The 14,520-nt window shown below is 69.0% G+C and carries 9 protein-coding genes; 6 read left to right on the plus strand and 3 right to left on the minus strand.

The features are described 5' to 3' along the window. On the minus strand, nucleotides 1–5,066 hold a 5,066-nt coding region (locus GA0115259_RS13615), incomplete at its 3' end, for a hypothetical protein (protein ID WP_107469181.1). A gap of 590 nt (nucleotides 5,067–5,656) precedes the next feature. Here GA0115259_RS13615 and GA0115259_RS13620 point away from each other — a divergent pair. Further along, nucleotides 5,657–9,118: a DNRLRE domain-containing protein gene (locus GA0115259_RS13620; protein ID WP_093595785.1), complete on the plus strand. Its 3,462-nt coding sequence runs from the start codon at nucleotides 5,657–5,659 to the stop codon at nucleotides 9,116–9,118. An 85-nt stretch (nucleotides 9,119–9,203) separates the two neighbouring features. On the opposite strand, the gene GA0115259_RS13625 is transcribed toward GA0115259_RS13620, so the two are convergent. Both GA0115259_RS13625 and GA0115259_RS13630 read right to left on the minus strand, forming a co-directional pair. Continuing rightward, nucleotides 9,204–9,626 (minus strand): hypothetical protein, encoded by a 423-nt coding sequence (locus GA0115259_RS13625; protein WP_093595803.1) that lies wholly within the window; start codon nucleotides 9,624–9,626, stop codon nucleotides 9,204–9,206. A gap of 104 nt (nucleotides 9,627–9,730) precedes the next feature. Next, on the minus strand, nucleotides 9,731–10,153 hold the full coding sequence (locus GA0115259_RS13630) for a YjbQ family protein (RefSeq protein WP_093595788.1): 423 nt from the start codon (nucleotides 10,151–10,153) through the stop codon (nucleotides 9,731–9,733). A gap of 92 nt (nucleotides 10,154–10,245) precedes the next feature. On the opposite strand from GA0115259_RS13630, the gene GA0115259_RS42790 reads away from it, so the two are divergent. The 5 genes from GA0115259_RS42790 to GA0115259_RS13650 all read left to right on the plus strand — a co-directional run. After that, nucleotides 10,246–10,329, plus strand: a complete 84-nt coding sequence (locus GA0115259_RS42790; protein WP_315986669.1) for a putative leader peptide — start codon at nucleotides 10,246–10,248, stop codon at nucleotides 10,327–10,329. A gap of 195 nt (nucleotides 10,330–10,524) precedes the next feature. Continuing rightward, nucleotides 10,525–11,391, plus strand: coding sequence for an ABC transporter permease (locus GA0115259_RS13635; protein ID WP_093595791.1), 867 nt, complete (start codon nucleotides 10,525–10,527; stop codon nucleotides 11,389–11,391). Further along, nucleotides 11,364–12,134: an ABC transporter ATP-binding protein gene (locus tag GA0115259_RS13640; RefSeq protein ID WP_093595794.1), complete on the plus strand. Its 771-nt coding sequence runs from the start codon at nucleotides 11,364–11,366 to the stop codon at nucleotides 12,132–12,134. The genes GA0115259_RS13635 and GA0115259_RS13640 overlap by 28 nt, the downstream gene beginning before the upstream one ends. A gap of 172 nt (nucleotides 12,135–12,306) precedes the next feature. Next, complete coding sequence (locus GA0115259_RS13645) at nucleotides 12,307–13,362, plus strand: ABC transporter substrate-binding protein (RefSeq protein ID WP_093595797.1); 1,056 nt, start codon at nucleotides 12,307–12,309, stop codon at nucleotides 13,360–13,362. Further along, nucleotides 13,359–14,520 (plus strand): LLM class flavin-dependent oxidoreductase (locus GA0115259_RS13650; protein ID WP_093595800.1); only part of this gene is annotated, 1,162 nt, incomplete at its 3' end. The genes GA0115259_RS13645 and GA0115259_RS13650, both read left to right, overlap by 4 nt.

Consider the following 14,520-nt stretch of genomic DNA (forward strand, 5'->3'; position numbering starts at 1 on the left):
CCCGTGGCCGGTGCCGCCGCGGCCAGAGCCGCCGCGAGTGCCGGGTCGGGCGCGTCGGCGTCCGACTCCGCGTCGGGCGCGTCGGCGACCGGGCCGGAGGAGGGGGCCGCGTCGGTGCGATATCCCCATGTGGTGCCACTCGCCGATGTGCACCCGGTGCCGTTGCCCGCGGGCTCGACGCCGGACGTCCAGGCGTTCACCAGCTCGCCCAACACGTCGTAGGTGAAGCACTGGTTGTCCCAGACGGCACCGGTGGAGCCGCTGAGCCTGCGGGCGTTGGAGGTGATCGTGCCGGAGGCGTCGTACGAGTAGTAGCTGTCGTTGATCGCGTGCGGGGAGGCGGTCTCCCGGTCGGTCACCGTGCGCTGGAGGCGGCCGGTGTGCGCGTCGACGAAGTTGGTCGTCCAGACCCGGTAGGGCTGGGCTCCGGAGACCGTACGCAGGACCTCGCCGTAGGGCGAGTACGTGGCGTTCGAGGTGTACCAGGAGAGCCCGGACGTGGACTCGGCCAGCCCGTCCTCGTTGTAGCGGGTGACGACCTTCTCGCTCGCGAGTCCGCCCTTGGCGGGCATCGTCACCGTCAGCGGGCGTCCCGTGAGGCTGTAGCTGTACGCGTAGGCGTAGGTGCCCGAAACACCGGTGGTCATCGAGTTCGCCGGGATCACGGTCTCGCGCCCGGTGGGCCGGTAACCGGCGTCGTAACCGGTGACCCGGGAGATGTAGTCACCGGAGGCGTCGTGCTGGATGGCGGCCACCGGCTGTCCCAGCGCGCCGGGCAGGGTGTCGAAGGTGAACTCCTTGGCCGGGGCGGCTGTCGGCGACCCCTCGCGGACCGCGGTCACCCGGCCGAGGTCGTCGTACTGCGTGTAGGTCGACTGCTGGCGCGCGTTGTCGACCTTGACCGGGCGGTCGGCGTCGTCGTAGCCGGTTCTGGTAGTGCCGGTGTCCGGGTCGGTCGCGGCGGTGACACGGCCCCGGGCGTCGTAGGTGTACGACCAGACGTTGCCGGCCGGGTCGGTGACCTTCTCACGGTTGCCGCGCTTGTCGTAGGCGTACGACGTGACGCGCCGCCCGCTGTTGTCCGCGTTCGTGTAGTGCTGGACGGAGGTGACACGGCCCAGGGCGTCGGTGAAGGACTTGCTGGACGGGGCGGTGGAGCCGGGCGGATCGACAAACGTGCTGGTGTCGGTGTACGAGGTGTAGGCGGCGTACTTGAAGTCCTGACCGTGGTAGGTGGACAGGCGGACCTGGCGGCCGAGGCCGTCGTAACGCGTCTTGGTCCAGTTGGGGATCAGCGTGTTCGACCTGGGCTCGAAGAGATCGCCGGCCGGCTGCCCCTTGACGAGATAGCCGCCGGTCTTCTCGTACAGCAGACCTTGGTCGTTGTAGGTGGTGTCGACGATGATGCGGCCGGGTCCGTGGGCCTCGGACTGGCTCTGGACCTCGCGCATCAGACCGTCGTAGATCGTGACCTGGGTGGCGTAGGAGCCGTCGTCCTTGAGGGACTTCATCGTGACGGCGGCGGGCCGGGTCCTGTCGGGCGTGGCGACGGCCGCCTGGTAGCCGAACTCCACGTCCGGTGTCGGCGCTGTCGACCGTGCCGCGGACCAGCCCTTGACCAGCCGGCCGAGACCGTCGTACTCGGTGCGCGAGACACGGCCGTTGGCGTCCGTGACGGTGAGCGCGAGCGCACGGCCCGGATCGAACGTCGTGGTGGTGGTGTGTCCCAGGGTGTTGATCACCTTCATGGAGGTGACCGGTCCTCCGGTGTCACCGGGAACGTACTGGGTCTCGGTGGTTCCGGCGCCCGGCTTGGTAACGGTGCGCACACGGCCCAGCGGGTCGTAGGAGGTGCTGGTGACCACGGAGTGGGCCGTGCCGGCTCCGTTGATCTCCGCTACACCGGTCGCGAGCCCCCTCGTAGGAGCGGCGCCGTATGCCAGGTCGTCGTAGGAGATACGCCGTGAGCTCTTGAGCTCGGTGGCGGGATCCGCGGTGTCGAAGGCCGCACAGGTGGTGGCGGTGGTGCGCTGTTCCTTGGGGAGACCGATCAGCCAGTCCGCGGGATTGTGCACATAGCTCGTCCGGGTGCACGTGTGCTGGGACAGGCTCTCACCGGTGCCGTCGGGCTTGACGACCATGGTCTCGACCTGCACCGGGAGACCATAGGTTTCGTCCACCTCGGCCAGTGTGCGTACGGCCTGCCAACTGTCGTCGACCGTCTGGATGGCATCGATGCGCTTGATGCCTCCACGGTGGGCGAGCAGCGGGGTGAGCGTGGTGCCGTCCTCCCCTTCGCGGGGCCGCGACGCCGTCTGCTCGGACCAGGGGTAGTTCAGGGTGCGTTTGACGACGCGGCCGTCGGAGTCGGCGTATGTGATGTTCTCGGCGGTCAGGCCGGCGTACTGACGGGCGTCGTCCGCCACCAGGGTGCGGGTGCCGGTCGAGTCCTTCACCGCGCCGCCGACGCCCTGGAAGTAGCGGGTGACGCCGTACGACTGGGACTGTGGTTCCCCGATCTGGGAGGAGGACTTGCTGCCCCGGGTGACGGATACCTGCCGGTAGCCGCGCCAGTCGCTGTGCGTGCGCAGCGCGGCGCGCGTGAACTCGTCGTCGCTCTTGGACCAGGCCGGGTTCTCGTACTTGTAGGTCGTGTGGACCGGCTTGCCGTGCGAGGTGACATTGTCGGTCTCGGTGACCGACGCGACGACGTACTTGTTGAACCACGCCTTGGCGGGCTTCTTCTCCTCGCCGTCCGGGGACCAGCGCAGCGGGAAGCAGGTGGTGTTGTCCCTGCCCTTGTCCTCGGCGGGTTCGACGGCACAGCCGCCGGTGTACTCGACCTCGACGTCACCGCCGTACTCGGTGGCGACGGTGCCGATGCGCGGCCGGGTGAAGCCGGGCCGCTGGTCGCCGCTGCCGGTGGGGACGAGATTGGGGAGCTGACGGTCCCTCAGACGGCCGCGCAGTGGCGAGGCGGAGCCGACGGTGTACTGGGCGAAGCTGACGCCGTCCCTGGACTGGACGGTGCCCGTGGTGTCCCCGGGCCCGTATCCGGTGCGGGTGATGGAGTTGAGCCACAGACCCGGTGAGGTGTCGTACCAGTCCTCGGGGAACGACTGGTGCAGGGTATAGGTGTCGACCTTCTGGAGCGTGGTCGTACCGGGGCGCTGGGCGTAGGTGGTGACGGCGGAGAGCCGCAGCCGGGTCCAGAACGAGGGGAAGGCGGGGCAGAGCTTCGAGGTGGCCTTGCAGTTGAGGTTGCCGGGGCTGTCCCACCACGGCCGGTAGGCGCCGGGGTCGTCGGTCTTGTCGAAGTTCGCGCCGTCGCAGATCGCGGCGGACGCGAGGCAGCGCTGGGCGGCCATGAGGTCGATACGGGCGGACGGCTTCGTCAGGTCCGAAACGCGCATGCCGTATTCGATGGAGTCCGGGTAGGCGGCCCGCTCGTACGCCTCGGGCGTCTTGAACTTCTTGCGCACGGCGTAATGGTTGATCGACTGGTGCCAGTCGACGACCATCGCGTTGCCGTGCACGTCGACCACCTTGTCCAGTCCCCAGCGCCAGGCCTGCTGCTTGCCCGCGCCGCAGCGCGAATCGGCATACGCGGCGGCATGGCAGGGCTCCCCGGGGTGGTTGCCGAAGACGGGCACCGTGGAGACCGAGTCGGTATCGGCGTGGCCTCCGCCGACCTTGTTCAGTCCGAAGTGGTACATGGTGCCGTCGGGGGTGGTGACGACCCAGTACTCGCCGTTGTTGTCGCCGTTGGTGGCGCCCACCCGGTGCTCGACGCGGGTGCCGTCGTCCCGCATCGGCCGGTAGATCTCGGTGGCGCTCTCGGGGTCACCGCCGGCAATCCTCACCAGCTCGGTGGTGCTGCCCGCGAGTGACATCACGGCGTTGTACGACACCCAGCACAGGTCGGGCGTCTTGTCCTTGGAAGCCGTGTTGTTGGGTGTGCCGGCGTCGAGCGTCTTGCGGTCGTCCTCACAGCTGCGGTAACGGCGCTCGATATGCCCCGGGTCGTAGTCCCACCCCTCGCCGATCCATGACGTCTGCGGCGACGACACGGCGGTGCGGCCGTCCACGCTCTGGGAGTTGTAGTTGAAGACGACCTTGGGGACCGGCCCGGCCGGCGCCGGCGGTACGACGAGCGGATACGACCAGCTGAACGCACCGGAAGAACCCCCGGCCTCCCACTTGCCATTGGACGCGAGGGGCGTGGCCTTGAACGAGCCTCCCTCGCCGTTGCCGGAATCGATGGCTCCGATGACTGCGCTGTCCCCCGCCGCGGCGACGGGCGTCGAGGAGCGGTAGGCCGCCCGCATCACCGACGGCGCCCCGCGCTGTGCCGGCCGGGCAGTGCTGAGGGCCGTGCCGACGGTTCCGTCGGCGGCCGGGTCGACGGTCGCGGTGATGGACTCGTTCGCGGTGTCGTTCGCTGTCTCCAGCTCGGCGTACTGCTGGCACGCCTCGTCGTCCGGCGTCGTCAGATAGCACTCGGGGAACTGCACGAACCGCAGGCGGGATGCCCAGTCGGCACCGTAGAGATTCTTGAACCCGGAGTAGTCCAGCTTCACCGAGACGGGGACGGAGCCGCTCTCCGGTGCCCGCACGGTGACCACGGCACCGTCCACGCCCTGTGCCATGGACGCGGCGTGGTCGGTGACGGACACCTGCCATGTCCCCGTCGGAGCCGGCTGCTCCGGAGCCTGTCCGAGGCTGACCGGCAGGTCGTCCACCGGTGTGAGCGCCACGGGCCCGGCGTCGGCGGTGCGGGCCGACGCGGGGCTGACCGGGGAGTCGAAGGTGACCGCGCCGGAGGCCGCGGGAGGCGCGGTGGTCGTGCCTGCGGGGGCCTGCTCCCGGTCCTCGGGCAGCTCGACCTTCAAAGACTCGATGTTCCTGTCGAAGACCTCACCGCTGACCGGCGGATCCTTCTCCAAGGGCTCCAGCGTCAGGGTCGCACGGCCCTTCTCCGCGGTCGCCGGGTCGGGCGGGAGCGCCAGCGACTGGGTGGGCAGCAGCCCCACCAGCAGGGCCGCGCCCACAGTGGGTACGACCATGAGCCGCGTTCTGAGAATGCGGGCACGGAGAAGTCGACCGAACAACGAGGTCCCCCCAGACCACTCGGAGCGGGACCGGAGCGGACCTCGCATGATGGCGTATCAGATGGCGGAGATTGTGTGGGGAGTCGGTGAAGTCACGCCACCACCAGGAGACTTATGTGATCATCACCACGCCTCGTACCGGGACGTTCACCAAGAGACAGCGCACATATGGACCATCGCGCCCCAAAGGTGATCTTTCCCCTAAGGTGGCCGACTGGCATCAAGCCGCGTGAAAGACGGTCAAAAGCCTTTGCCCGCCGTGAAGTTCAGGGCTGCTATCACCCGATCTGCCCCCTGTGAACCGGGCCGGGCCCGCGCCCTTCCCACACCCACGCCCGCGCAGCCACCGGACCCGGCCCCGAAGGCGATGCCCGCCTCGTCAGGCCTACGCCCAGTGACGAAACACGGCTGATGGGTCATCATCAGCTGGCTTCGCCATGTCCGGTCCGGATCGGGGAGATCCGCCGCGCATGGCCAGGCTCTGCATCCCCGGCAACGCCCGAACGGCGTGCGCCGGTTCCAGGGGGAAGGGGAACCGCCCAGCCATGACGCGCAATTGGCGCCGTACGCCCAGCCGTCGGACAGTCGCGGCGGTTGTCGCCGCGGCTTTCACCGCGACCGTGATCGGCTACGTGGGCATCGGCACGCAGGAGTCCGCAGGCCGTGCCGGCACCGGCCCCGGTCGGCACACCGGGCCGGTCACCGAGGCCGAGGCGTTCTCCCGGGCGGCGAAGACCGGCGAGCCTGTCGAGGTCACATCGCTGCGGACTCCTCGGTCCACCACCTGGGCACGGCCCGACGGCCTGATGGCCGAGCACCTGTACTCCTCGCCGGTCCGGGCCAAGGTGGACGGCGTGTGGAAGGCCGTCGACCCCGATCTGCGCCGCACCGCCGACGGCTGGGAACCCAAGGCGACCAACACCCGGATGGTGTTCTCCGCCGGTTCCGGGGATCACGGCGACAACCGTGCCTCGCGCACCGAGGTGCGCCGCGTCTCCCTGGTCGAAGGAGCTGAAGCCGCCGCCGAGGCATCGCTCCCCCTGGTGACCCTGTACGTCGACGGGTACACCATCCAGCTCACCTGGCCGGGCCCCGTCCCGGCGCCCGTCATCGACGGCTCGCGCGCTCTGTACCCGGAGATCTTCCCGGGAGCCGACCTGGTCCTCACCGCCGCCGATGACGGATTCGCCCAGCTCGTCGTGTTGAAGAACCGTCAGGCGGCGGCCGACCCCCGTGCGAAGACTCTGTCGTACGGCATCACCTCCCCCGACCTCAACTTCCGTCTCGACCCGGTCTCCGACATCCTCACCGCCGAGAACGTCTACAGCGACGAGGTCGCGACGTCTCCGACCCCGTTGATGTGGGACAGCAGCGGAGTTCCCGCGGTCACCGACGGCACGGTGGGCGCCACCGCCCAGCCGACCGAGGCGGAGGCGCCCGGCCCCACGGAGACGTCCGGGCCCGAGCCGGAGGAGAGTCCGAGCCCCTCCGAGGAAGCACCCGTCGAGGCGGACGAGCAGACCGACCCGTACGCCGAGGCGCTGCCGTCCGCCACCGACGGCGACTATGTGGCACCGTCCGAACCACCGCTGCCGTCCGCACCGCCGGAGCCGACACCCGCACCGTCGCAGTCCGGCCCGGCGGCAACGCTCGGCCTGCCCTCCCTCGACGGCCCCTCGCCCGACTCGCACGGCGAGCTCGTCGACACCGATCTGTCGGGGGCGAACTGGACGTTCACCCCCGACGAGGCCTTCCTCGCGGACCCGGCGACCACATACCCCGTCTTCATCGACCCGTCGGTCAAGAAGCACACCCAGAACTGGACCACCGCGTACAGCCGCCACCCCAATGCCACGTTCTACAACGGCAAGGGCTTCAACAAGGGCGGCACCCACGAGGCCCGCGTCGGCTTCGAGTCCGACACCTGGGGCACCTCCCGCTCGTACTTCAACATCGCGTTCGACAAGGATCTCAAGGGCGCCCAGATCACCAGCGCCAAGCTGCGCCTGCTGGAGACCTACGCCTGGTCATGCAGCGAGCGGTCGATGAGCGTGCATCTCACCGGACCTGTCAACTCGCACACCAACTGGAAGAACGCGCCCAAGCTTCACGACGGCAACAAGTTCGCGACCAAGAGCTTCGCCCACGGGTACAAGTCCGGCTGCCGCGACGCCTACGAGACCTTCGACGTGCGCAAGGCCGCCCAGAAGCAGGCCGACCAGGGCAAGGACAGCATCACCTTCGGACTCCGCGCCCGGGACGAGAAATCCCAGTACGCCTGGAAGAAGTTCCAGGCCAACGGGGACAACGCCCCCGTCCTGGAGCTCGTGTACAACCGCAAACCGAGCGCGCCCACCTCACTCGACCTTGGTCCGGACGCCAAATGCACCACCACCGAGCCTTATGTGCGCATGGGCTCCGGCAGCCTGACGTTCACCGCGAAGGCCTCGGACAAGGACAGGAACCTGGACTATCTCGACTTCGACCTCTGGCCGACCACCAAGCTGTCCACCTCCGGCGATCTCCTCGGATCCACCGGCAAGGTCTCCGTCGGCGCCGACACCGGCACCGCTCTGCGCACCACCTCCGCCTTCCCGACCAGCAGACTGACCAACGGCACGACCTACTCGTGGCGAGTGAGAGCAGTCGACGACGCCGGCGCCAGCTCCGCCTACTCACCGCTGAACACACCGTGCCGGTTCGTCCTGGACACCGCGGCGCCCAAACCGCCGAAGGTCAGCTCCACGGACTTCCCGAACGCCGACGGCGACGAGAACGGCTTCGGCAACGGTGCCGAGGACGCCAACTGGAGCACCAAGAAGTTCGGCACGCCCGGTTCGTTCACCGTGCGCGCGCTCAGCAGCGACACCGTCCGCTACGAGTACGGCTTCAACTCCGCCAGCTATCCGTTCTCGCTCGCCCGTACGGCCGGAACGGCCACCACCGTCAGCGCCACCATCGGCAATGCCAAGCCTCCGACCGCCGGCCCCAATGTGCTGTACGTCCGGGCCCTCGACGGCGCGGGCAACGTCTCGGAGCCGACGAAGTACTTCTTCTACGTCTCGCCCCGCGACCAGGCCGACGCACCGGGAGACTTCACCGGCGACAAGCTCCCCGACCTCATGGTGATCACCGAGAACGGCAACCTCTCGCTCTACCCCTCACAGGCCACCAACAACGATCTGGCCAAGGGCAGCGGCGACCTCGACTACTCCATGTCAGGCGCCTACCGGGGCAACCCCGACAAGGACCCGCAGGGAGACGATCTGCCACCCTTCGTCGCCGCGCCGTCGGGACACTTCAAGGGCGCCCTGATCACGCACAACGGCGACATCTACGGCGGTGACGGACTCCAGGACCTGGTGGTCCGGGTCGGCGGAAAGCTCTGGGTCTACCCCGGAGACGGCTACGGCGCCGTCAATATCGACAACCGACGGGAGATCCTGCTGCCTCCCGGTGCGCCCAGCCCCGCCGATCTCACCCAGATCGTGGCGGCGGGCGATGCCACCGAAGACGGCCTGACCGACTTCTTCGCCACCGTCGGTGACGCGCTGTGGGTCTTCACCGGCTACAACGGCGCCTCGATCGACAAGGCCACCCGTCTGTCCTCGTCCGCCTGGACCGAACGCGACATCGTCACGGCCCAGGACATCTCGGGCGACGGCATCACCGACCTCGTCTATCGCACCGATGCCACCGGCAGACTGCTGCTCCGCAAGGGCATCGCGGCCTCCGGCGGGGGTGTGGACCTCGGCTCCCTGGCTTCCGCGGCCAATTCGGCGGGAGGTGTGGACATCGAGTACGGCTCCGTCGGCTGGTCCAGTACGAGCATCCCGCACCTGATCGGCACACCGGACGCCAACGGGGACGCGATACCGGATATCTGGACCGTACGGTCCGACGGATCCGTGAGGTTCTACGCAGGCGGCCGGGCCGTGCTCTCCGGCTCCGGCACGGAGATCATCGGCACCACGAGCTACTGGAAGACACGCATCGGCATCGGCTGACGCGACACCGGCCGACACGGCACCGGAGGCAGGGCAGGACCGGAGGTTTCCCCGGCCCCGCCCCGCCTCCTGCCCGGCACCTGGCTCAGAACCCGACCGGGTCGTACGTTCCCCCGTGGAACACGAAGGCGGTCGTCGCGGTCCCGTACTCGTCGCGATGGTGACCCCCGTAGCCGGACACCGCGACATACGGCGCGATCAGGTCCAGCAGCGTGGTGAGATAAAGCATGTGGTCATCGACCCAGTAGGTCCGCGCGAACAGTTCCCACGCATGGACCTCCCCGGCATCCGAGAAACCCTGCACCTGGCGCCGCAGGGAGACGAAGTCCCCACCGGGAAGACGGCTGTTCGGATTCGGCTCCAGCAGCGGGGAAGGACACTCCTCGAAGTCGAGATCCTCAGGCTCCTCCGTGTCCATACCCAGATGCCAGCGCAGCGCTGCAAGGACGGAATCAGGGGTGTCGTCGCGGAGGAGGCACGAAAGGACGACCTCGTAATGGCTACTCATGGGGCACATTGTGCAGCGTTCCGCCGACCCATGAAATCGACGGTTACGGGCGGGGAAGATTCGGGAGCAGGGCCGGGCCGACTGCTTCTGACCCATGCCACTGCTCACCCCAGGAAGCTCAGCCTCACCTGACGGTCCGGGTTGTCGACATTCGTGTCGACCAGGCAGACCGACTGCCAGGTGCCCAGGGCCAGTCGGCCGGCGATGACCGGGAGTGTGGCGTGTGGGGGGATCAGGGCCGGGAGTACGTGGTCGCGGCCATGGCCCGGGGTGCCATGGCGGTGGTGCCAGCGGTTGTCGGCGGGGAGCAAGGACCGGAGCGCGGTGAGCAGGTCGTCGTCGCTGCCGGCGCCGGTCTCGATGAGGGCCACCCCGGCGGTGGCGTGCGGTACGAAGACATGGAGCAGGCCGTCCCGGCCCGCCGCGGTCTGCTGGAGGAACTCCTCGCACGCATGGGTCAGATCGGTCACGGCCTCATGGGTGCCGGTGGTGATGTTCAGGATTCTGGTGGTGAACGCGTCGGACATGGCCCCATCCTGCCGCCCGGTCCGCGGGATCGCCCGTCCGCGTGCCGAGACACCATTGACCGGATCCGGAAACTCTCGCTACGTTCGGCGCCATGTTGCGATCAGTTCTGCTCACCACGCGCGGTCATATCGACCTGCTGCGGGTGGCGTCCGCCGCGTGTTGTCGCGGCTGCTGATCCTTTCCAGGCGTCCGCGCCGTTCTCCTCGCCGGCCGTGTCCCGGCTTCCTTCCCGGATGAGTGCCGTAACCCCCTGACCGTGTGCCGTCGCCGTACCACCGCACACGGACATCGAGCCGCGTCCTCCCCCCTCCGCGTCCTCCCTCTTCCGCGTCCTCCCTCTTCCGCGCGCTTTCGTCCCCGTGGAGCTGTTATGACTCTCGGCCACGCCCCGCCGGATATTTCCGTCCTGTCCAAGAACCGGCCGCCCGATATGGAGCCGATCACTCCCGCCTCCGCACCCGGCTCCCGGCGGCGCTCCGTACCGCGGTGGCTGCGCCGTACCGTCGGGCCGCTGCTGCTTCTGCTCGTCTGGCAGGTGCTCAGCGCGACGGGCGTGCTCCACGAGGACATCCTCGCCTCGCCCGGCACCATCGCCGGGGCCGCGGGCGATCTGATCGCGGACGGCACCCTGCCCACCGCCATGGGCGTCTCACTCCGGCGCGTCGCCGTCGGGCTGCTGCTCGGCGGAGTCATCGGTATCTCCCTCGCCCTGGTCTCCGGACTCTCCCGGCTCGGTGAAGATCTGGTCGACGCGACCGTACAGATGCTGCGCACCGTGCCCTGGGTCGGGCTGATCCCGCTCTTCATCATCTGGCTCGGTATCGGCGAGGCACCCAAGATCGCGCTCATCGCGCTCGGTGTCGCCTTCCATCTCTATCTCAACGTGTACGCCGGGATTCGCGGAGTCGACGAGCAACTCATCGAGGCGGGACAGTCGTTGGGGCTGCGCCGGTGGGGACTGATCCGGCATGTCGTACTGCCGGGCGCGCTGCCCGGCGCGATGACCGGTCTGCGGTACTCGCTCGCCACCGCCTGGCTCGCGCTGGTCTTCGGCGAGTCCATCAACGCCGACGCAGGTATCGGCTTTCTGATGAACCAGGCCCGGGAGTTCTTCCGTACCGATGTCATCGTCGTCTGCCTGGTCGTCTACGCCTTCCTCGGACTGCTCGCCGATGCCGTCGTCCGCACTCTCGAAAGGCTGCTGCTGCAATGGCGACCGACCTTCCAGGGCCAGTGAGTCCGAGTCCGCGCGCCGCCTCCGACGGCACCGCGGTACGGGTCGAAGGGCTGACCCGGGCCTTCGACGGACGTCCGGTGATCGACAAGCTCGATCTGACGCTGCGGCCCGGGGAGTTCACCGTGCTGCTGGGCCGCAGCGGCTGCGGCAAGTCGACGCTGCTACGGGTACTCGCCGGGCTCGACCGCGATATCGAGGGCACGGTGCTCGTACCGAAACGACGCGCCGTCGCGTTCCAGGCGCCACGGCTGATGCCTTGGAAACGGGTCTGGCGCAACGTACTGCTCGGTCTCGACGGAAAGCCCGGACGGGCCGTCGCCGAGAGCGCGTTGGAGGAAGTGGGACTCGGCCACCGCTCCAGCGCCTGGCCCAAGACGCTGTCGGGCGGCGAGGCCCAGCGTGCCTCGCTGGCCAGGGCGCTCGTGCGGGAACCCGATCTGCTGCTGCTCGACGAGCCGTTCGGCGCGCTGGACGCGCTGACGCGGCTCAACGCCCAGCGGCTGGTCGCCGAGTTGTGGCAGCGGCGCGGCTGCGCGGTCCTGCTGGTCACACATGATGTGGAGGAGGCGCTGCTCCTCGCGGACCGGGCGCTGGTGATGCGCGACGGTGTCATCGCGTACGAGACGGAGGTCGCGCTGGACCGTCCGCGCTCCGTGGGCGATCCCGGCTTCCCGGCGCTCCGCTCGCGGCTGCTCACCGAACTCGGCGTCGACGAACCGGCCGCCCCCGGCGCCGCTGTGTAGTCCTGGCAAGTACCCGCGTGGTGCCGGCAAGACCCGCGTATCGCCTGCAAGTACTCGCGTGGTGCCTCACATTGCCGCTTCGTTCAGCCTTCTCGCACGCCCCGGACCTCACCGCGCCCCGGCCCTCACTTCAGGCCTCTCCCCCGGCCCCTCCTCAGAAAGCCACTCCCCCATGAAACGCTTCCTCCCCGCCGTCCTCCTCCCTCTCGTCCTCCCCCTCACCCTCCTGCTCACCGCCTGCTCCGGCGCCTCGTCCGCCGACGACTCCGGCGGCGGCGCGGGCGGCTCCGTCGACGGCAAGGGTTCCCTGACACTCAACGTCGGTGACCAGAAGGGCGGTGCCGAGGCCGTCCTGCGCGCGGCCGGTGAACTCGACGATCTCCCGTACAAGATCAAGTGGTCGACCTTCACCTCCGGTCCACCCATGCTCGAAGCCGTCAACGCCAAGGCCGTGGACGTCGGTTCCGTCGGCAATACTCCACCGGTCTTCGCCGCCGGAGCCGGTTCGAAGATCACGATCGTGGCCGCGACCCACGGTTCCTCCCGGGGCGAGGCCATTCTCGTACGCAAGGACTCGCCGCTCAGCAAAACCACCGATCTCCGAGGGAAGTCGGTCGCCGTCGCCCAGGGCAGTTCGGCGCACTACCAGCTCATCGCCTCGCTCAAGGAGGCCGGTCTCACACTGGACGACATCAAGGTCACACTGTTGCAGCCGGCTGACGCGCTCGCCGCGTTCACCAGCGGCAAGGTGGACGCATGGGCCGTGTGGGACCCATATACCTCACAGGTGCTACAGGCCGGACAGGGACGGGTCCTGACCGACGGCGAGGGCGTCGTCAACGGTCTGAACTTCCAGGTCGCCGCGCCCTCCGCCCTCGCGGACAAGGCGAAGGCCGAGGCCATCGGTGACTATGTCGAGCGGCTGCGCCGGGCCCAGAACTGGGTCTTCGACCATCCCGAGGAGTGGGCGAAGGTCTGGGCGAAGGACACAGGCCTGCCGTACGAAGTGGCCCTGGCCGCGGCGAAGCTGACGCATGGCACCCGGGTGCCCGTCGCGCTCGACCAGCCCGCCGTCGACTCCGAGCAGGCCATCGCCGACACCTTCGCCGACCTGAAACTCATCCCGCGCCGGTTCGACATCGCCGACTACGTGGACGACCGCTTCAACAAGGACCTGCCGCCGTCGACCTCGCCGGCACGCAGCTACGGAAAGGCCTCTTCCCGATGAGCATCCATCTGCACTGGTTCCTGCCGACCGGCGGCGACGGACGTACGCTCGTGGACCGCCACGCCTACACCGACGGCGGTATCAAGCGCTCCAGGATCACTCCGGTGAGCGGAGTCAGGGCGCCCGACATCGAATATCTCGCGCAGATCGCCAAGGCGGCCGAGCAGCTGGGATTCGAAGCGGTGCTCACACCGACGGGCACCTGGTGCGAGGACGCCTGGCTGACGACGGTGGCGCTCGCACAGCAGACGGAGCGGCTGAAGTTCCTGGTGGCCTTCCGGCCGGGACTGATCTCGCCGGTGCTGGCGGCGCAGATGGCGGCCACCTATCAGCGTGTCACCCGTGGCAGGCTGCTGCTCAATGTGGTGACCGGCGGTGACTCGACCGAGCAGCGGCGCTTCGGCGACCATCTCGACCACGACCGCCGCTACGCCAGGACGGCGGAGTTCCTGTCGGTGATCCGGGGCGTCTGGGGCGGACGTCCGTACGACTTCGACGGTGAGCACTACCAGGTGGAGGGCGGACTCACCGCGCTGCCGCCCGACCCGCTGCCCGAGATCTTCTTCGGCGGTTCGTCCGCCGCGGCGGGACCTGTCGCCGCCGAGCATGTGGATGTCTATCTGACCTGGGGCGAGCCGCCTGCCCAGGTGAAGGAGAAGATCGACTGGATCCGTGGGCTGGCCGAGGAGCGTGGCCGTACGGTCCGCTTCGGCATCCGGCTGCACACCATCTCGCGGGACTCCGCGAAGGAGGCCTGGGCGACGGCGGACCGGCTGCTGGCCGATCTCGATCCCGAGACGGTCGCGGCGGCCCAGCAGGCGCTGGGCAAGAGCGAGTCGGTGGGCCAGCAGCGGATGCTCGCCCTGCACGGCGGTTCCCGTGACCGACTGGAGATCTCGCCCAATCTCTGGGCGGGCGTCGGTCTGGTCCGGGGCGGCGCGGGCACCGCGCTGGTGGGCAGCCACGCCGATGTCGCCGACCGGATCGAGGAGTACCACGAGCTGGGGATCGAGCACTTCGTGCTCTCCGGCTATCCGCATCTGGAGGAGGCGTACTGGTTCGGCGAGGGCGTGACCCCGGAGCTGGCGGCGCGCGGGCTGCTGGCGCACGTGCCGGCCTCGCCGCTGCTGGGCGTGCCCGCGGCGAACGGCCGTCCGG

Origin of the sequence: Streptomyces sp. MnatMP-M17 (genome assembly GCF_900091995.1) — a bacterium.
Lineage (GTDB): Bacteria > Actinomycetota > Actinomycetes > Streptomycetales > Streptomycetaceae > Streptomyces.

What these genes read in the sequence shown, in the direction of transcription:
- GA0115259_RS13620 (WP_093595785.1), top strand. Translation starts at nt 5,657, where the DNA reads ATGACGCGCAATTGGCGCCGTACGCCCAGCCGTCGGACAGTCGCGGCG.
- GA0115259_RS13625 (WP_093595803.1), bottom strand. Translation starts at nt 9,626, where the DNA reads ATGAGTAGCCATTACGAGGTCGTCCTTTCGTGCCTCCTCCGCGACGAC.
- GA0115259_RS13630 (WP_093595788.1), bottom strand. Translation starts at nt 10,153, where the DNA reads ATGTCCGACGCGTTCACCACCAGAATCCTGAACATCACCACCGGCACC.
- GA0115259_RS42790 (WP_315986669.1), top strand. Translation starts at nt 10,246, where the DNA reads ATGTTGCGATCAGTTCTGCTCACCACGCGCGGTCATATCGACCTGCTG.
- GA0115259_RS13635 (WP_093595791.1), top strand. Translation starts at nt 10,525, where the DNA reads ATGACTCTCGGCCACGCCCCGCCGGATATTTCCGTCCTGTCCAAGAAC.
- GA0115259_RS13640 (WP_093595794.1), top strand. Translation starts at nt 11,364, where the DNA reads ATGGCGACCGACCTTCCAGGGCCAGTGAGTCCGAGTCCGCGCGCCGCC.
- GA0115259_RS13645 (WP_093595797.1), top strand. Translation starts at nt 12,307, where the DNA reads ATGAAACGCTTCCTCCCCGCCGTCCTCCTCCCTCTCGTCCTCCCCCTC.